Annotated in this window: 15 protein-coding genes and 2 tRNA genes; 12 read left to right on the top strand and 5 right to left on the bottom strand. The window is 70.1% G+C overall.

Annotation, left to right across the window (positions count from 1 at the left end; genetic code table 11):
- Positions 1-194: 194 nt before the first annotated feature.
- The 3 genes from rpmG to ABT053_RS12940 all read right to left on the bottom strand — a co-directional run bounded on the left by rpmG (position 195) and on the right by ABT053_RS12940 (position 797).
- On the bottom strand, positions 195-359 hold the full coding sequence (rpmG, locus tag ABT053_RS12950; RefSeq protein ID WP_030921771.1) for a 50S ribosomal protein L33: 165 nt from the start codon (positions 357-359) through the stop codon (positions 195-197).
- Between the two features lie 79 nt (positions 360-438).
- Positions 439-512: transfer RNA gene (locus ABT053_RS12945), tRNA-Met, on the bottom strand.
- Between the two features lie 212 nt (positions 513-724).
- Positions 725-797, bottom strand: a tRNA-Thr gene (locus ABT053_RS12940).
- A gap of 311 nt (positions 798-1,108) precedes the next feature.
- Here ABT053_RS12940 and ABT053_RS12935 point away from each other — a divergent pair.
- From ABT053_RS12935 to ABT053_RS12900, 8 genes are all read left to right on the top strand, one after another.
- Entirely contained in the window at positions 1,109-2,884 is a 1,776-nt protein-coding gene (locus tag ABT053_RS12935; RefSeq protein WP_502991746.1) for a molybdopterin-dependent oxidoreductase, read from the top strand.
- Positions 2,885-2,943: 59 nt separating this feature from the next.
- Positions 2,944-3,585: a fasciclin domain-containing protein gene (locus tag ABT053_RS12930; protein WP_350969128.1), complete on the top strand. Its 642-nt coding sequence runs from the start codon at positions 2,944-2,946 to the stop codon at positions 3,583-3,585.
- 409 nt (positions 3,586-3,994) lie between these two features.
- Positions 3,995-4,306, top strand: coding sequence for a hypothetical protein (locus ABT053_RS12925; protein ID WP_350969127.1), 312 nt, complete (start codon positions 3,995-3,997; stop codon positions 4,304-4,306).
- Positions 4,307-4,566: 260 nt separating this feature from the next.
- Complete coding sequence (locus ABT053_RS12920; protein ID WP_350969126.1) at positions 4,567-4,818, top strand: hypothetical protein; 252 nt, start codon at positions 4,567-4,569, stop codon at positions 4,816-4,818.
- A 401-nt stretch (positions 4,819-5,219) separates the two neighbouring features.
- Positions 5,220-6,512, top strand: coding sequence for a PP2C family protein-serine/threonine phosphatase (locus tag ABT053_RS12915; protein ID WP_350969125.1), 1,293 nt, complete (start codon positions 5,220-5,222; stop codon positions 6,510-6,512).
- 109 nt (positions 6,513-6,621) lie between these two features.
- Positions 6,622-7,026 carry a YciI family protein gene (locus ABT053_RS12910; protein ID WP_350969124.1) on the top strand — a complete coding sequence of 135 codons (405 nt, stop codon included), beginning with the start codon at positions 6,622-6,624 and terminating at the stop codon, positions 7,024-7,026.
- Between the two features lie 3 nt (positions 7,027-7,029).
- A complete protein-coding gene (locus ABT053_RS12905) occupies positions 7,030-8,409 on the top strand; it encodes an RNA polymerase sigma factor (RefSeq protein ID WP_350969270.1) in 1,380 nt (459 codons plus the stop codon).
- Between the two features lie 152 nt (positions 8,410-8,561).
- Positions 8,562-9,185: an HAD-IA family hydrolase gene (locus ABT053_RS12900; protein WP_350969123.1), complete on the top strand. Its 624-nt coding sequence runs from the start codon at positions 8,562-8,564 to the stop codon at positions 9,183-9,185.
- Positions 9,186-9,344: 159 nt separating this feature from the next.
- Here the strand turns inward: ABT053_RS12900 and ABT053_RS12895 are convergent, their stop codons facing one another.
- A complete protein-coding gene (locus ABT053_RS12895; RefSeq protein ID WP_350969122.1) occupies positions 9,345-10,403 on the bottom strand; it encodes an LLM class flavin-dependent oxidoreductase in 1,059 nt (352 codons plus the stop codon).
- Positions 10,404-10,592: 189 nt separating this feature from the next.
- On the bottom strand, positions 10,593-10,961 hold the full coding sequence (locus tag ABT053_RS12890; protein ID WP_350969121.1) for a SigE family RNA polymerase sigma factor: 369 nt from the start codon (positions 10,959-10,961) through the stop codon (positions 10,593-10,595).
- 531 nt (positions 10,962-11,492) lie between these two features.
- On the opposite strand from ABT053_RS12890, the gene ABT053_RS12885 reads away from it, so the two are divergent.
- Genes ABT053_RS12885 through ABT053_RS12870 form a run of 4 tightly spaced genes read left to right on the top strand, consistent with a single transcriptional unit; the run spans position 11,493 to position 18,245 of the window.
- The gene (locus ABT053_RS12885; RefSeq protein ID WP_350969119.1) at positions 11,493-12,755 is read left to right on the top strand and encodes a glycosyltransferase family 2 protein; all 1,263 of its coding nucleotides are present in this window, start codon (positions 11,493-11,495) and stop codon (positions 12,753-12,755) included.
- 1 nt (position 12,756) lies between these two features.
- Positions 12,757-15,069, top strand: coding sequence for a right-handed parallel beta-helix repeat-containing protein (locus tag ABT053_RS12880; RefSeq protein WP_350969118.1), 2,313 nt, complete (start codon positions 12,757-12,759; stop codon positions 15,067-15,069).
- Positions 15,066-17,024, top strand: a complete 1,959-nt coding sequence (locus ABT053_RS12875; protein ID WP_350969117.1) for a right-handed parallel beta-helix repeat-containing protein — start codon at positions 15,066-15,068, stop codon at positions 17,022-17,024. The genes ABT053_RS12880 and ABT053_RS12875 overlap by 4 nt, the downstream gene beginning before the upstream one ends.
- A 3-nt stretch (positions 17,025-17,027) precedes the next feature.
- On the top strand, positions 17,028-18,245 hold the full coding sequence (locus ABT053_RS12870) for a right-handed parallel beta-helix repeat-containing protein (protein WP_350969116.1): 1,218 nt from the start codon (positions 17,028-17,030) through the stop codon (positions 18,243-18,245).
- The last annotated feature ends 16 nt before the right edge of the window (positions 18,246-18,261 follow it).

The following is an 18,261-nucleotide window of genomic DNA, read 5'->3' as shown; positions in this document are numbered from 1 at the left end:
ACCGGCGGACGAACCGCCAGGAAACCCTAGCCCGGCCCGATCCCGCGCCGGATCTCCTCCACCGTCAACGCTCGTGCCAGAGAACTGTGCGGATACGACAAACCGGCGCCTCGTCTGAGGACGCCGGTTTCCGTGGAGTGTGTGCGTGCCGAAGAGGCACTCATCTCCCGCCGCGGCGGAAGGCTTCGCGCAGACTAACGAGTCTCGCGGTGCGCCTGGTGCGTCTTGCAGTTGGGGCAGTACTTCTTCAGCTCAAGCCGATCCGGGTCGTTGCGCCGGTTCTTCCGCGTGATGTAGTTGCGGTGCTTGCACTCCTGGCAGGCCAGCGTGATCTTCGGCCTAACGTCGGTGGCAGCCACTTGGGAGTGCCTTTCTACGTTCTGGACAGTGGACAACCCACGACAGGACTTCCCTGTGGGGGAAGCCCCGGATGGGTAGTAGCGGAGGCCGGACTTGAACCGGCGACACAACGATTATGAGCCGTTTGCTCTGCCTGGCTGAGCTACTCCGCCTTGAGGCCGACGAAATCGACCGACCCCGCAAGGATACCCGACCCGCGGAGCGCCTGCGAACTTGTGCAGGTCAGGGCGATCTCTTCTGGGTCGCCCCAGTATGCCCGCTCGCGCGTCAGGAACCTTGAGTGTTTTCTGGCCCGCCTTTACCTGCCATCAAGGCCAACCAAGCCGAAAGCCCTAACCGATAGGCTAGGGCTTTTAGGCTGTTGAGCCCCTTTACGGAATCGAACCGTAGACCTTCTCCTTACCATGGAGACGCTCTGCCGACTGAGCTAAAGGGGCCTGTCCGTGTCGCTCTCGCTTGCGGACAGGTGTAACCATACACGGCTCCGCAGCGGGATGCGAAATCAATTGAGGTCCGCCCGGACCACCACACCTCCCCCTCGAAGCCCCCACGCCGCCCCTCGCGAAGCACCCCGTCCAAGATCGGCCCATCTCCTCGAATCCCACGGGGGAACCTCGGAGAACGCGACCCCGCCATGAGGTGCGGCGGCACCGGATCCGGCCCGGCGATCGAGGGGGCGATCCGGCCCGGCGGCTGAAGGGGCCAGATCCGCACCAATCCTCGGCCGCGAGGTCTCCGAATACGTTGCGTGGCGAATCTGAGACATGCGGTGAGGGCGGCGGGGGCGGGACTCCTGCCGGCGCTGGCCGCGCTCGGCGGCGGAGAGCTGGCGGCGGGGCTGCTCGGGCCGCGGTCCTCTCCTCTCGTCGCCGTGGGCGGCACGGTCATCGACCTGACGCCGACCCCGGTGAAGGAGTTCGCCGTGAGCGCCTTCGGGACCTACGACAAGCTCGTCCTGATCGGCACGATCATCATCGTCCTTCTCGCCGCCGCCGTCCTGCTCGGCTTCCTCGCGGCGGCCGGGCGACGGGCCTGGGCCGCGGCGGGCGTGGCCGGGCTCGGCGCCCTCGGTGCCCTCGCGGCCGGGACACGGCCGGCGGCGGTACCCCTGGACGTGGTGCCGTCCCTGGTGGCGGCGGGCGTGGGAGCCCTCACCCTGCTCCTCCTCACCCGCGCCGCCACCGGGACGGCACCACCCTCGAAGGACACCGGCGCGGCACCCTCGAAGGACATCAAAACGACACTCCCGAAGAACACCGGGACTGCCCCCTCGAAGGACAGCGGGACGGCACCCGCAAAGAACACAAGAACGACACCCCCGAAAGACACCGGCGCGGAACCCGCAAAGAACAGCGGGACGACACTCCCGAAGAACAGCGGGACGACACTCCCGAAGAACATCGGCGCGGCACCCCCGAAGAACATCGAGGCGGCACCCGTGGAAGGGGACGAAGTCCTCTCCGACCGGGGGACGGCGCCGTCCGCTTCGCACCGCAGGGCCTTTCTCCTCACGGGCGCGGGTGCCGGAGCGGCCTTCGCGGCCGGTCGCCTGCTCTCCTCCCGCGTCCCCGCCGCCACCGAACTCGCCCTGCCCGCACCCGCCTCCCCGGCCCGGCCGCTCCCGGCGGGAACCGATCTCCGTGTCCCCGGCCTGAGCCCGTTCGTCACCCCGGCCGCTGATTTCTACCGGGTCGACACGGCGCTGGTCGTCCCCCGCCCCGACCTGGCGAGCTGGACGCTCCGCGTCCACGGCACCCGGACGATCGAGCTGACGATGGCCGACGTGCTCAGGCGAGGGCTGATCGAGCGCGACATCACCCTGACCTGCGTCTCCAACGAGGTCGGCGGGCCGTACGCGGGAAACGCCCGCTGGCTGGGCGTGCCACTGCCCGTCCTCCTGCGGGAGGCGGGCGTTCCGGCCGGTGCCGACCAGTTGCTGAGCACCTCGGCCGACGGCTGGACCTGCGGAACCCCGATAGAGATCGTCATGGACGGCCGCGACGCGATGCTGGCCGTCGGCATGAACGGCCGGGCCCTCCCCGCCGAACGCGGCTTCCCCGCCCGGCTCCTCGTGCCCGGCCTGTACGGCTACGTGTCCGCCACCAAGTGGGTCGTGGACCTCCGGCTGACCCGCTACGCCGACGAGCGCGCCTACTGGACCGAACGCGGCTGGGCCGTCGACGCGCCCGTCAAGACCATGTCCAGGATCGACGTCCCGGCTCCCCTCGAACGCCTGCCGGCCGGGACCGTGCGGGTCGCCGGGGTCGCCTGGGCCCAGCACCGGGGCGTCGCGGCCGTCGAGGTCCGCGTGGACGGCGGCCCCTGGCAGGAGGCCACGCTGGCCGCCACCCCCGGTCCCGACACCTGGCGGCAGTGGACCTGGACCTGGCGGGCCACCTCAGGCACCCACACCTTGGAGTCCCGCGCCACCGACGCGACCGGGAGCGTCCAGCGGTCGTCCCGCGTGACGCCGTTCCCCGACGGCGCGACGGGCTGGCACTCGGTCGTGGTCACCGTCGCGTGACACACCTCACACCTCACACACCTCACACACCGATGAGAACCGGCAGAAGGAGCACCACCATGAGAAGCACGGCATTCGCCGCCACCACCCTGGCCGTCCTGGCCCTCACCGCGGCCTGCGGGAGCGGCGACACCACGGCGAGCGGCGGCACGGCGGCACCGGCGACGTCCTCCCCCATGGAGAGCGCGACGCAGAGCCCGATGGAGACTCCCACCGAGGACGCCATGGCCGACGCCCCGTTCGGCGCCGCCTGCTCCGCCGTACCGGCGTCGGGTGAGGGAAGCTTCACCGGCATGGCCGACGACCCGGTCGCCACCGCCGCGTCCAACAACCCGGTCCTGTCCACACTGGTCACGGCGGTCAAGAAGGCCGGTCTGGTCGACACGCTCAACTCCGCCAAGGACATCACGGTGTTCGCGCCCACCAACGACGCGTTCGCCAAGATCCCGAAGGCGACCCTCGACAAGGTCCTCGCCGACAAGGCGACGCTGACCAAGATCCTGACCTATCACGTCGTCTCCGGCAGGAAGGCCCCGGCGGACCTGGGCGACGCCTCGCTGGAGACGCTGCAGGGCGGCACGCTGGCCGTCGAGGGCTCGGGCGAGGACTACACGGTCAACGACGCCAAGGTTGTCTGCGGGAATGTTCCCACCGGCAACGCCACCGTCTACATCGTCGACACCGTGCTCATGCCGAAGTAGACACCCCCTCGCGCCGTCTCCTGACACGGCGCCCGCACCCCGGGGACGGATGAGAGGACCGTCCTCGTATCGTGGCGATCCCGGCACTACCGCTCGAAGGGGCGCCCGCGGCGGCGCCCCTTCGCCGGGTCCGCCGGGTCCGCCGGGTCCGCCGGGTCCGCCGAGTCCGCCGAGTCCGCCGGTGTCCTGGGCGGCGGTCGCCCACACCGCGGGTCATCGGTGAAACGATGGGTGGAGGTCACGTGCCCGCTCGGCATCACGAGCCTGACCGCCGAAGGCCCGCTGCCGGGAAGTGCCCAGGTCCGCCGTACGGTCGTTGATCCCCTTCCGGAGCGGACCGAGAATACGCAACACAGCAAAAGGTGGAATAACACCCTTCGGTGCCTTTTGCGGAACACCGAGGAGCACGATGCTGCAGGACCGTCGCAGGGACACGATCCGGGCGCTCGACGAGAGCGACCGGCCGCACCTGTACTGGCACGGAGTGGACGGCGACGGCCACGTGTGGCTTTTCGAGACCGTCATCGACAGCGGCGGGGAGTACTGGCCCGTGAGACACGCCGAGCTGGGTTCCGACGGCATCGCCCGCACGTACTCGTGGCGGCACATCGAGGACGAGCACGGCTTCCTGGCCGAGGGGCCGATCTATCCCGGCGACTTCGGTCTGAACGCCCTCACCGCCGAGGAGTTCGGCACCCTGTGGACCGCCCTCGGCGGGTGAGGGCGCCCCGGGCCGTCCCGCCACCCGTGCCATGGCCGGTCCCGTCCCTTCCCGTCCTCTCCCGTCCTCGACCCACGGATACGACCTAGGTCGCCGACCGTTCCGCACCGGCGGGTGAATGGCATCTACCAGCCCTTTCCAGCGATTTTCGACTGTTTTCGACCACTGGACAGCCCCCGTTACGGCCGCGCCATAAGATCGCCGCATCCGGATGACAAAGTGGGTTATTTCGCATATATGCATAGGGGTAAGTTGCTCGCATGAGCGGAACGCCCGGCCTGAGGATGGCAGCCTCGGACAAGACCGCGCTGAGCCTGTGGACCGCCGACGCGGTGGTGCTTTTCGACTGGCTCCTGAGCGTGGATCTCGACCAGCTTCCCGTCCAGCACATGGCACAGAAGCAGGCCCTGATGGATCTTCTCCAGCAGCTCGACCGGAGCATTCCCGGCTACACCTCCGAGGACATCCAGCAGGCGCACCACCTGCTGCTGACCCGCGAGATGGGCCTGTAACCACACCCTCCCGCCCCCGAGCCCGTAACGCCGCCACGCGACACCGCCGCACCTCAACGCCGCCACACCGCCACGGTGAGAGCCCGCGGCCGAACCTCACGCCCCGTACGCGACACGCCCCGCACCGCGACACGATCCGTGCAGTGACCGTGAGAATCCGCGCCACGACCACATGATCCACGGCGGGCCACCCGCCCGGTGAAGTCGTGTGACCCGGCACAGATCATGCAGGTCGGACCAGGATGGGCATCGCCGTCCCGGGAACGCTGACCTACAGTTTGATCCGCAGGGGTCTGTACTGCTCTGTGAGGCACAATCGTCCGCCCCGGGCTGATTCCGGCGGCTCCGGGTATGAGCGGCGGGATCGTGGACGGCGTACCCGGAAGAAGGCGGTCACGCACATGGGCGTTGAGATCCCGGCGGCGGTGTTCGACCCCAAGCGCCTGTCGGCGGTGTGGGCCACCGGCCTGCTCGACACCGAGCCCGAGCCGTCGTTCGACGATCTCGCCCGTCTGGCCGCGCGGGTGACCGGCACGCCGCGGGCGTTCGTGACCCTGGTCGACGACCGGCGGTCGTTCTGGAAGAGCGCGATCGGGATGGGCGAGCTGTCCGTGTCCGAGCGGCAGAACCCGGTGCCCGACGGCCCCTGCCACATCCTGATCGCGACGAACGAGCCGTTGCTCGTGGACGACGCCGCCACCGACACCCGCGTACGCCACCTCCCGGCGGTGGAACGGCTGGGGATCGGCGGGTGGGCCGGTTATCCCATCCACGGCCCGGACGGCGAGGTCCTGGGCGGGCTCTGCGTGGTGGACTCGGTGTCGCGCGAGTGGTCCGACTCCGACGCGCAGACGCTGGCCATCCTGGCGCGCGCCGTGTCGGGCGAGATCCGGCTCAGGGACGCGCTGGCCCGCTCCGAGCGGCACGTGATGGAGCTGAAGGCCGCGGGAAAGGTGTCCGAGAGGCTGGCCCGTACGCTCCAGGACAGCCTCCTGCCGCCGATGATGCCGACGGTTCCCGGCCTGCAGGCCGCCGCCACCTACATCCCGGCCACGGGCGAGGTGGACGTGACCGGCGACTTCTACGACCTGTTCCTGGCGAGCGGTTCGCGCTGGTGCGCGGTGCTGGGCGACGTGTGCGGGCACGGCGTGGAGGCCGCGCAGATCACCGCCCTGGCCCGGTACACCCTGCGGGCCGACGCGCCCCGCCACGTCTCGCCCAGCAGGGTGCTGGAGCAGCTGAACCGGGCCCTGCTGGCACAGCGGGCCAGGGACGGGCGGTTCCTGACGGTGGTGTGCGCGATCTTCCGCCCGGACGGCGACGGTTTCACGGGAATGCTGTCCACGGCCGGGCACCCCTCCGCCCTGCTGCGACGGGCCGACGGAAGCGTGGAGTCCCTGAGGACGCCCGGTGTCGTGCTCGGCATCATGGACGAGACGAGACTCGGGAACATCCGTTTCGACCTGAAGCCCGGTGACACGCTGGTGCTGTACAGCGACGGCGTCACCGAGGCGCACCCGCCGGGACGGCAGGACCTGTTCGGCGACGAACGCCTGATCACCCTGCTGGCCGGTTGCCGGGATCTCGACGCCGCCGATGTCGTACGGCGGATCGGGGACGCCACGCTCGACCACAGCCAGGGATACATGACCGACGACATGGCCATCCTGGCGCTCCGTGTCCCGGTTCCGTGAGCGGAACTTTTCTCACCGGACGCCCGGCAGAATGTCGAGAACGCGGTCGTCTGCTTCTACCTGCGGGTGAGAGCGCCGGCGAAGGCGCTCGAACACGAGGAGCGAAGACATGAAGTACATGCTGTTGATGCAGTTCAGCGGGCAGACGGATGAGGTCCCGCCGATCGACACCTGGGCCGCCGAGGACGTCCGGGCCAACATCCAGTTCATGAACGACACGAACAAAAAGCTCGTCGACGCCGGGGAGTTCGTGGACGCGCAGGGGCTGGCGGCCCCGGACCAGGCCAGGATCGTACGGGCCGGCGAGGGCGGTGCCGCCGTCGTCACGGACGGCCCCTTCCCCGAGACGAAGGAGTTCCTGGTCGGCTACTGGATCGTCGACTGCGACGGCCCCGAGCGGGCGGTCGACCTCGCCGCGCACGTCTCGGCGGCCCCCGGCCCCGGCGGCAGGCCGCTGAACATGCCGATCGAGCTGCGCCAGGTGATGTCGATCGACTCCTCGGAGGAGCTGTGACCGCTGGATGACCCGGCCGTCGACGACCTGCTGCGCCCACTGGTGCCGCAGGTCGTCGGCGTGCTCGCCCGGCGCTTCGGGGACTTCGCCGCCGCCGAGGACGCGGTCCAGGAGGCACTGATCGACGCCGTGGCCCAGTGGCCGCGGGAGGGCGTACCCGCCAACCCGCGGGGATGGCTCGTCCAGGTCGCGTACCGCAGGATGACCGAGCAGGTGCGCAACGAGCGGGCGCGGCGGCGCCGGGAGGAGCTGGTGGTCGCCCAGGCACCCCCCGACCGGCGGACGGCTCCGCCCGCGGACGACGCGTACGAGACGGACCGGGACGACACGCTCACCACGCTGTTCCTGTGCTGCCACCCCGCGCTCACCCCGGCGTCGGCGATCGCCCTCACCCTGCGGTCCGCGGGCGGCCTCACCACCGCCGAGATCGCCAAGGCCTTCCTGGTGCCCGAGCCGACCATGGCACAGCGGATCAGCCGGGCCAAGCAGCGCATCAAGGCGTCCGGGATCCCGTTCCGCATGCCCGCTCCCGAGGAACGGGCACGACGGCTCGGCTCGGTGCTGCACGTGCTCTACCTCGTCTTCAACGAGGGCTACGCCAGCAGCGCGGGTCCCGACCTGCAGCGCGTGGAGCTGTCCCGCGAGGCGATCCGGCTGGCCAGGATGGTCCACGGCCTGCTCCCCGACGACTGCGAGGTGGCCGGGCTCCTCGCGCTGATGCTGCTCACCGACGCCCGGCGCCCCGCCCGTACCGACGCGAGCGGCACCCCGATCCCGCTGGCAGAACAGGACAGGAGCCTGTGGGACGGCGAGGCCGTCGCCGAGGGGATCGCGCTCATCACCGGCACCCTGGCCAGGGGCGCGGTCGGCCCCTACCAGCTCCAGGCGGCGATAGCCGCGGTCCACGACGAGGCGGCGACGGCCGGGGAGACCGACTGGCCGCAGATCCTGGCGCTGTACGGCCTGCTGGAACGCATGTCCGACAATCCCATGGTCTCGCTCAACCGCGCCGTCGCCGCCGCCATGACGCACGGTCCCGCGGCCGGACTCGACCTGCTCAGGGCACTCGACGCCGACGGCCGCCTGGCGGGCCACCACCGCTTCTACACGGCCAGGGCCCACCTCCTGGAGATGGCCGGTGACCGGCGGGCCGCCGCCGACGACTACCGCGCGGCGGCGAGCCGCACGACGAGCGCTCCGGAGCGGCACTACCTCACCACCCGCGCCGCCCGGCTCACCGTGCCGGACCGGCCGGAGCGAGCCGTGCCGGACCAGCCGGAGCGGACAGCGCCGGCCCGGTTCGGAAGGACGGCACCGGACCGGGCCGGGAGGACGGCACCGGACCGGCCCGGGCAGGTCGTGCCACCGGATCGATCAGAATGAGCCGTGCCGGGCCGGCCGGAGCCGGCCGTACCGGCCGGGGTGAACCACGGCGGACCGCCGGGGTGAACCACAGCAGACCGCCGAGGGGAACCACGGCGGACCGGCGGGACCGTCGACGTGAGCCGCCGAACGACCACCGAGGAGTTCCGATCGTGACCGCTCTCCCCTATGACGCCGTGCTCTGCGACATCGACGGCGTGCTTCGCCACTGGCCCGCCTCCGACGACCTCGACCGTACGCACGGACTCCCCCCGGGCACCCTCGCGGCGGCGGCCTTCGCACCGTCCCTGCTGCGCTCCGCGATCACCGGAGAGATCACCGACGAGCGGTGGCGCTCCACGGTGACCGCGGGCCTCGCCGACACCTGCGGATCGGCCGACCGCGCCCGCGCCGTCGTCGCCGCCTGGTCCGACGTCGTCCCACGGGTCGATCGGGAGGTCGTCGCCCTGCTCACCCGGGCTCGCGACGTCGCGACCGTGGCCCTGGTCTCCAACGCGACCACGCGGCTGGAGAGCGATCTCGCCCGGCAGGGGCTGGACGACCTCGCCGACGTCGTGGTGAACACCGCCCGCATCGGCGTCGCGAAGCCCGACCCGCGTGTCTACCTCATCGCCGCCGAGCGAACCGGGACCTCGGTCCACCGCTGCCTGTTCGTCGACGACACCGCCGCCAACGTCGCCGCGGCCCGCGAGATGGGGATGACCGCCATTCACTACCGCCGGATCGAGGACCTCCGCGACGCCCTCTCGCCCCTCCTCGACACGGCGGCCACGTGAGCGGGTGAAGGCACGTCCGGATCGGGAGGCCCCGCGGGCGCGAGCCCATGGCCGACGGGCCCGCCTGGATCGGCCGAGATCAGCCGGGGTCAGCCGGGAGCAGCAGGGGTCAGCCTGGATCACTCTGGATCAGCCGGGGTCAGCCGGGAGCAGCAGGGGTCAGCCGGCCGGTGTCGCGGCGGGGGTCTGGGCCAGCAGCCGCCTCACCCTCGGCACGACCTCCTCCCCGTAGAGGCGGATCGTGGTCATCAGCTTCTCGTGCGCGAGCGTCCCCGAGCTGTACTTCAGCTCGAAGCGGTCGACGCCGAGCGCGCCCACCGTTTTCGCGATCTTCGCGGCCACCGTCTCGGGAGATCCGACGTAGAGCGAGCCCTCGTCGGCCTCCGCCTCGAAGCGGTCGCGGTTCGTGGGACCCCAGCCGCGCTCGCGGCCGATGCGGTCGTGCATCGCCCGGTAGTGCGGCCAGAGGTCGTCGCGGGCCTGCCGGTCGGTCTCGGCGATGTGCCCCGGCGAGTGCACACCGACCGGCAACCGCCGTCCCCCCAGCTGGTCGAGGGCGCGGTGGTAGAGGTCGACGTACGGCGCGAAACGCTCCGGCGAGCCGCCGATGATCGCGAGCATGAGCGGCATCCGGTAGCGCGCCGCGCGCACCACGGACTCGGGGCTGCCGCCGACGCCGATCCAGGTCCGCAGCCGTCCGGACTCCGTCTTCGGATACACGTGCTGGTCCTCCAGCCCGGGACGGAGCCGGCCCTGCCAGGTGACCGGCCCCTCCTCCAGGAGATGGGAGAACAGGTCGAGCTTCTCCTCGAACAGCTCCTCGTACTGCGACAGGTCGAAGCCGAACAGCGGAAACGACTCCGTGAACGAGCCACGGCCAAGGATGATCTCCGCACGCCCCTGGGACACCGCGTCCAGGGTCGCGAACCTCTCGAACACGCGCACCGGGTCGTCCGAGCTGAGCACGGTCACCGCGGTGCCGAGACGGATGCGTTCGGTACGGCCGGCGATCGTCGCCAGCACGATCTCCGGTGCCGAGATCGCGAAGTCGTCGCGGTGGTGCTCCCCGATGCCGATCGCGTCGATCCCCACGCTGTCGGCGAGCACGGCCTCCTCGACGACGTTACGGATCACCTGCGCGTACGGCAGCCGGTTTCCGTCCGCGTCGACGGTGACGTCCCCGAAGGTGTCGATCGCGAACTCAAGCGGTGCGGACATCATCTCCCTCTTTCCCAACGGCTTCCTGACGGCTTCCCGACGGCTTCCTGAAGATTTCCCGACGACTTACGACGGCTCCCCGGCAACTCCGACGGCTTCCGGCCGTCTCAGCCGCTTCACAACCGCCTCTCAGCCGCTTTCCGAGCGTCTCAGCCGCTTTCCGAGCGTCTCAGCCGCTTTCCGAGCGTCTCAGCCGCTTTCCGGCCGTCGTTCGACGGCGTGGACAGCGGGCGGACAGTAGGCGGAAACCACGGCGCCGCGGTGAGAATTCCAGCGGGTGATCGTGACCGTACCGGCCGGCGCCTGGCGCAGCACGATCCGGTCGAGTGCGGCCTCGTCGCAGGAGGCACCGCGTTCCGGCGGGTCAGCGCTCGGTGACTCGGGGCGGGGCCGGCGCCACCAGGAGATGTACTGGTTGACCGGCGCCTTGCGCACGTACGCCTCCGGGTTGCCGCCTTCCGACAGCTTGGGCCACTGCCCCACGACCTTGATCAGGACGCTCCGCAGCAGGTCCTCGGCGAGGCGGGCGTCTCCCGTGAGCAGGTAGGCGGCCCGCATCAGCGCCCGCTGGCGCGGCGCGGGGTTCGTGAGCGACGCGCTCCGGGTCCGCCCGGAAAGGGCTCGGCGATGCCCGCCGCCTCTGCCCGCGTCCTGTCCACAGGCTCCGCGGATTTTCGTAGACCCAGGGGTCCCATGAGTCACATGAGCCCCATGAGTCCCATCGGTTCCCTAGGCGCGGCTGGAGTGTCGGTCCGCGATCCCCACTTGGAGCCCCAGCTTTTGTCCACGCCAGCGTCTCAGTCCGTGGACTTGTCCCTCAATCCTTCAATATCAGTCCCAAAATCGCTCAAAAGCTGATATATCTGACATTCCGCAAGTGTCGTACGGAGTCCGTGGGGCCCGTGAGGTCCGTGATGCCCACGACATCACCTCATCGACCCCGGGCGCACCATGTGCAAACTCACTCAGTCTTGTAACGGTTGTACCGTTCCAAGATACTTGGCCAACGTTGGCCCAGTAATGTCCTGGTCCATCAGCTAGGGGGGCTTTCCCCATGGGCATATTGGGACGATTCGCCCAGGAGGATCAGTGGCGTCAGTTGTTGATTGGTTTGATGCTGCCTATGAATGGATCGTCCGCTCCAGCGCCAACGGGTCCTGGCGAGACCTGATCCCGCTGGGCTTGGCCGGCCTGCTCGTCTGGGGCCTGTGGATCTATCGAGTGGTGTTGTCACGGCTCGCCAAGCCGATCGTGAACGGTTACCGCACCTCGGTGTCCGTGGTCGTCCCCTCCTACCGGGAGGACGCCGAGATCCTGGTGCGCTGCCTGGCCAGCTGGCTGTCCCAGGACCCGCAAGAAGTGATCATCGTGGTGGACGTCGCGGACACCGAATGCCACGCCAAGCTCCGCGAGGTGACGGACCCCCGGCTGCGCGTCCTGATCTACGAGCACTCGGGCAAGCGTTCCGCGCTCGGGGTGGGCATCCGGGCGGCCCAGGGCGAGGTCGTGGTCTTCGCCGACTCCGACACCTGGTGGCAGCCCGGCCTGCTCGCCGCCGTGCAGATGCCCTTCGAGGACCCGGCGGTCGGCGGTGTCGGCACCCAGCAGAACGTGTTCCAGCGGACCAGCAGCGTCTGGCGGCGCATCGCGGACTGGCTGGTCAACCTGCGCTACTACGACTACGTGCCGGCGATGGGCAGCAGGGGCGGGGTGGCCTGCCTGTCCGGCCGGACCGCCGCCTACCGGCGCGAGGCCATCCTCCCGGTCCTCACCCACCTGGAGAACGAGTTCTTCCTCGGCCGCCGGTGCATCGCCGGCGACGACGGCCGGCTCACCTGGCTGGTCCTCGCCTCGGGGTACAAGACCGTGCACCAGTCCTCGGCCCGCGCCATCTCGATGTTCCCCGACTCCTTCCGCGCCTTCGTCAAGCAGCGTGTCCGGTGGAGCCGCAACTCCTACCGCTGCTACCTGACCGCGCTGTGGAAGGGGTGGCTGTGGAAGACCCCGCTCGTCACCAAGGTGACCGTGCTGCAGATCCTGCTCACCCCGGTGACCATGGGCGTCACGCTCGCCTACCTGTTCTTCAGCAGGCTTGAGCTCACCCCGCTGGGCATCGGGCTCGCCGTCGGCTGGCTGCTCCTCGGCCGGGGCGTCCGCGGCTGGTCCCACCTGCGCCGCCACCCCTCGGAGATCCTGCTGCTCCCGCTGCTCTGCCTGGTGGTCATCATGATCGCGCTGCCGATCAAGCTGTACGCGTTCGTGACGATGAACAAGCAGGGCTGGCTCACCCGTACCTCCGACCAGGTCGGCGGAGCGGGTCAGAGCGCGGCCACGCTCAAGGGACTGGCCTGAGATGACGCGCTCCGCTCCTGTCCTGTTAGGCGCCGCGGTGCTGGCGCTCGGGCTCGCGGCCGCGCCGGCGGCCGCCCTCTCGTCTCCCCGCCCGCTGGGTGACTCCGAGGCGGTCACGAATCCCAGCTCGGCCCCGACGGGCGTCGCGACCCCGGACGACAATCCGTTCCTGAACCCCCCTGCCCCAGAAGAGGAGGAGGAACCTCCCGCCGAGGAGAAACCTCCGCCGAAGGAGGAACCCCCTCCGAAACCCGACCCGGTCCCGACCGCCAAGCCGACTCCGACGGCGAGCGCGAGCCAGACGGCCAAGCCGGCCACGAGAAGCGGTTCGCAACCGACCACCGCCCCGGCTCCCACGGCCGAACCCACCCCGGAGGACTCCCCCGCCCTGGTCGAAGACGCGATCATGGCGGACGACGCGATCCTGGAGGCCGGCACCCTCACGGCGGGCGACGCCGAGGCGCAGGCGACCCTGGTGGACGTCGAGGACCAGCGGATCATCCAGACCCGTGCCGCGCTCACGGCCATGCTGCAGACCGGTGGCATCGCGGCCGCCCAGCGCAAGCAGCCCCAGGTCTTCGTGTCGGGGCACGGCAGGACGCTGGTGCTGCCCGCGCGCAACACCGAGGCCCCGTACACCCTCAGGGACCTCGCGGGCGTGGAGAAGGGCCGGTACCTGCGGCGGCTGAAGGACGGCTCCTACCTGCTCGGCGTCCAGGTCTTCGTGGCCGACGGCGCGCGCCTGCAGCTGCGCGGCCCGCTGACGCTGCGGATGGGCAGCCTGCCCGGCTCGTTCAGCTCGATCATCGCGTTCGGCGGCGACATCGAGATCAAGGGCACCGCCAAGCGGCCGGTGCGGATCACCAGCTGGGACGTACGCACCCAGAAGCCGGACCTGACCACGACCGACGGCCGCGCCTACATCCGGGCGGTCGGCGGCGAGTTCGAGATGAGCCACACGCAGGTCTCCCACCTGGGATTCTGGAGCGGCCGCACCGGGGGCATCGCGCTCACCGGCACCGAGCGGCCGGCCAGCGTCTACCGGCACCGGACGAAGGACCAGCGCCACCAGGACAAGCAGGAACGACTGGCGAACACCAAGCGGGGCGAGCGGGGTGGCAGCAACTTCGGCGACGTGGAGACCATCCCGATCGGCCCCGGCACCGCCTCCCACGTGCTCGCCGACGAGCTGGTGTCCGGATCGATCAAGAACAGCGTCATCACCGGCGACGCCTACGGGATCTTCGTCTCCGGCTCGAACCAGACGCAGATCATCAACAACAAGATCAGAAACAGCCTGGTGCACGGCGTGTTCATGCACCGGTTCGCCAAGAACGCGACGATCGAGGCGACCGAGGTGACCGGCAGCGGCGGCGACGGCTTCGTGCTGTCACGGGCGACCGAGAAGGTGAAGGTCGTCGACTGCCTCGCCGCGCAGAACAAGCGCAACGGCTTCACGCTCAACGGGCGGGCGCTCGCGAGCGGACCGTCCGCGAGCGGCGAGTCGCTCGCCGTCTACGGCGACAGCTCGGTCAGCAACAGCACCGCCCGCGACAACGGGAGGTACGGCGTCGAGGTGCTCGGCGGCAGCCGGCTGGCCGTGCAGACCAGCGAGATCACCGGCGGTGACATGGGCATCGTGGTGCGCGAGGGCGCCAGCGGGGTCCAGATCTCCGGCAACAGGCTGACGGACCAGCGCCGCCAGGCGATCGCGCTGCGCGACGGGGCGACCGGCGCCCACGTGGCCGGCAACACGATCACCGGGGCCGTCACCGGCATCTACCTGCGGGACTCCGCGGGCATGGTCGTCGGAAACAAGATCACGACCAAGCCGAACCCCAAGGCCCACGGGATCACCGTGGTCGGCGACGCCACGGGCTCGGAGATCACCCGCAACACCGTCATCGGCGCGGGGACGAGCGCGATCAGCGTCGCGCGGGCCGCCGACACGGTGAACAAGCACAACAACGACGAGGAGCAGTGGAACGACACCTCGTCGTTCTGGGTCAAGGCCAAGCGCTACGTCAAGCCCATGAACGTGATCTGGGCCGGAGTCATCCTCCTGGTGGTCGTGTCGGCGATCCGGTCCCGCGGCGTCCTCGAACGGCGGCAGCGCCGCACCGAGATCCGCAACCCCTACGAGCAGCAGCGGCTGCTCGCCGAGGGGCGGTTCCAGCTGCTGCGCCACGCCACCCCGCCCCCGCCTGACCCCTTCGAGACCGCGCCGGATCCCTTCGCGCCCGCCGGACCTCCCTCGCGACGCCGCCAGGCGTCGCGGCACGCCGACTCGGCCCCCGTGGGAGGCAGGGGATGAGCCGCTCACGCAGGCGGAGGGGCCGCACCCTTCTCATGGTCCTGGTCGTGGCCCTGTCCGCGACCGGCACCTGGGCGTACCTCTCCTACTTCGACCGCTCCGCCCCGACCCCGGGTGTCAACGAGGTGTCCGCGGCGGAGGCCCAGCAGCAGTCGGCCCTGGTCGACCAGGAAGACCTGCGGATCATGCAGACCCGCGCGACGCTGTCCTCGGCGCTCGCGCGGGGCGGGCCCGCCGCCGCGCGGTCCCGCGTGCCGCACATCTCCAGCTCGGCCAACGGCCAGACGCTCGTGCTGCCGCAGCGCCGCGACCCGTACCGGATCGCCGACCTGGAGCGCCTGGGTCAGGAGCACTTCCAGAAGCAGCCGGACGGCTCCTACGTGCTCGGCATCAACCTGTTCGCCGGCCCGGGGGCCAAGGTGGTGCTCCAGAACGCGACCGGCCCGCTGGTGCTCCGGATGCGCAGCGACCCCGGCGCCTTCGTCTCGATCGTGGGCTTCGGCGCGAACATCCGCATCAACGGCTCGGCACGCAACCCGGTGCGGATCACGAGCTGGAACGCGCACGAGAGGACGGCCGACACCAAGGTCTCCGACGGGCGCGCCTACCTGCGCGTGGTCGGCGGGGAGCTCACCATGAGCCACGCGCAGGTGGAGCACCTCGGATTCTGGAGCGGCCCGACCGGCGGGCTGGCGCTGACCGGCAGCGACCGGCCGACCAGTACCGCGGACCTGGTGACCACCGCCACCACGACCGCCGCCACCGCCGCCACCGTCCCGCGCTCGACGCCCACCCCGCAGCCGACCGGCTCCCAGCGGCGGGCGCTCCTGCCCAACGGTCTCCTCGTGCCGAGCAGGGGCGGCAACAACGAGATCGAGATCACCAACGGGACGGGCCGGGGCAGGGTCGCCTACCGGCTGCCCCAGGCCAACCTGGTCACCGGCGACATCACCGACACCAAGATCACCGGTAACGCGTACGGGATCTTCATCACGGCCTCCAACGAGACCCGGATCATCGACGTCTCGGTCACCGGGAGCCTGGTCCACGGGGTGCTGCTGCACCGGTTCGCGCGCAACGCCTCCATCGAGAACACCACCGTGACCGACAGCAGGGGCGACGGTTTCGTCCTCTCCAGAGGCACGCAGAACGTCACGATCACCGGTTCGGAGGCCACCCGCAACGAGGGCAACGGCTTCACCATCAGCGGCCTGCCGCTGGCCCGGGGGCCGTCGGCGTCCGGGGAGTCGCTGCGCAGCTTCGGCGGCAGCTCGGTGACGAGCAGCACGGCGCGGGACAACGGCCGCTACGGCGTGGAGATCCAGGGCGGTGACAAGCTCGTCGTACAGACCACCGAGGTGATCGGCGGGGAGATGGGCATCGTGGTGAGTCAGGACGCGACCGGGGTACGGCTCTCAGGCAACCGTCTCACCGGCCAGCGCAGCCAGGGGATCGCGCTCCGCGACGGGGTGCGGGGGGCCAGGATCAGCGGCAACATCGTCCGGGACACCCAGACCGCGATCTACCTCCGCAACTCCGCGGCCACCGTCTCCGCCAACACCGTCGAGTCCGCCTCGCTGCACGCGATCTCGCTGCTTGGCACGGCCCAGGGCACCAAGGTCACCGGCAACACCCTGGGCGGCGCCGGCCGCAGCGCGCTCGACATGAGCCGGGCGAAGGGGACCACGACCGTCACGCAGAACAACACCAGCGGCTGGCAGGACACCGCCGGCTTCTGGACGACGGTCAAGCGGATCGCCAAGCCGATGAACCTGATCTGGCTGGGCGTGATCTCCCTGATCGTGATCTCGGCCCTGCGGGCACTGCGCGGCGACGGTCCGCGGGTGGGCCAACGGTTCGTTCACCCATACGAGAAGCAGACGCTGCTGGAAGAGCGACCGGCCCGGTTCCTGGAGCCTGCCGCCGCCGCCCAGCCGCCGGCGGAGAGGAGCTGAGCGATGCGCCTGACCATCGACATCGACCGGAAAACCCTGGTGGGGATGCTTGCCGGGGCGGTCATCACGGTGATCGTCGTGGTGTTGCTGTACGGGCTGTTCGGCGGTTCGGATAACTCGGCCACCCCGATCGAGGACATCGGGCCGAGGAGCGCGGACGCGCCGGCCGCCCAGGCACCGGAGCAACCGTCGGGGTCGTCGGACCCATCGGGGTCGGAGGGGTCGGGAGGGTCGGAGAACGACACCTCGCGGGTGGAGGAAGACGACGACGTGGAGGAGTTCGTCGCGTCGCAGGAGCCGCCCGACATCGCCGTCCCCCTCGGGAAGGGGCTGATCGACTGCCCCGAGGCCACGGTGACCGTCGAGGACGCCACCGGGTTCGCCGAGGCCCTGGAGGCGGCCGAGCCGGGCGCGGTGATCAAGCTGGAGCCCGGCGTCTACGTCGGCCGGTTCGTCGCGGCGGTCTCGGGGACGGAGAACCAACCGATCTTCATCTGCGGCTCGCCCGAGGCGATCATCGACGGCGGCGGGGTGAAGGAGGGCTACGCCCTCCACCTCAACGAGGTCAGCCACGTGCGGCTGGTCGGCTTCACCGTCCGCAACAGCCAGAAGGGGGTGATGGCCGACCGCACCACCAACACGACCATCCAGCAGCTGACCGTCCACCACATCGGGGACGAGGCGATCCACCTGCGCAACTTCAGCACCGACAACACCGTCCAGTACTGCATGGTCTACGCGACCGGCCTGCGCCGGGAGAAGTTCGGGGAGGGCGTCTACCTCGGCACCGCGGAGAGCAACTGGGCGACCTTCTCCGGCGGGAAGATGGACCGCAGCGATCGCAACACCGTGCGCGGCAACGTCATCCGGGCCACCGCCGAGGCGATCGACATCAAGGAGGGCACCTCCGGCGGTCACATCCTCGGCAACGTCTTCGACGGTTCCAGCCTCGGCGGCTCCAAGCACAACGACTCCTGGGTCGACGTCAAGGGCAACGGCTACCTCATCCAGGGCAACACCGGTAGCGGCACCAACGAGGACGGCTTCCAGACCCACAAGATCGTTGACGGCTGGGGAACCGGAAATGTGTTCCGGGCCAACGTTATCGATCTTGGCAATTCAGGCGGTTTCGGTATCAACGACACGGCCGGCGGAAACAAGATCGCCTGTGACAACAAGGTCACCGGCGGCTTGCTCTCCAAGACCGATGTCTGCTCCTGAACACGACCCCAAGGAC

The organism is Streptosporangium sp. NPDC002524 (genome assembly GCF_040295985.1).
GTDB lineage: Bacteria > Actinomycetota > Actinomycetes > Streptosporangiales > Streptosporangiaceae > Streptosporangium.
This window is presented reverse-complemented; position numbering and strand designations above follow the sequence as displayed.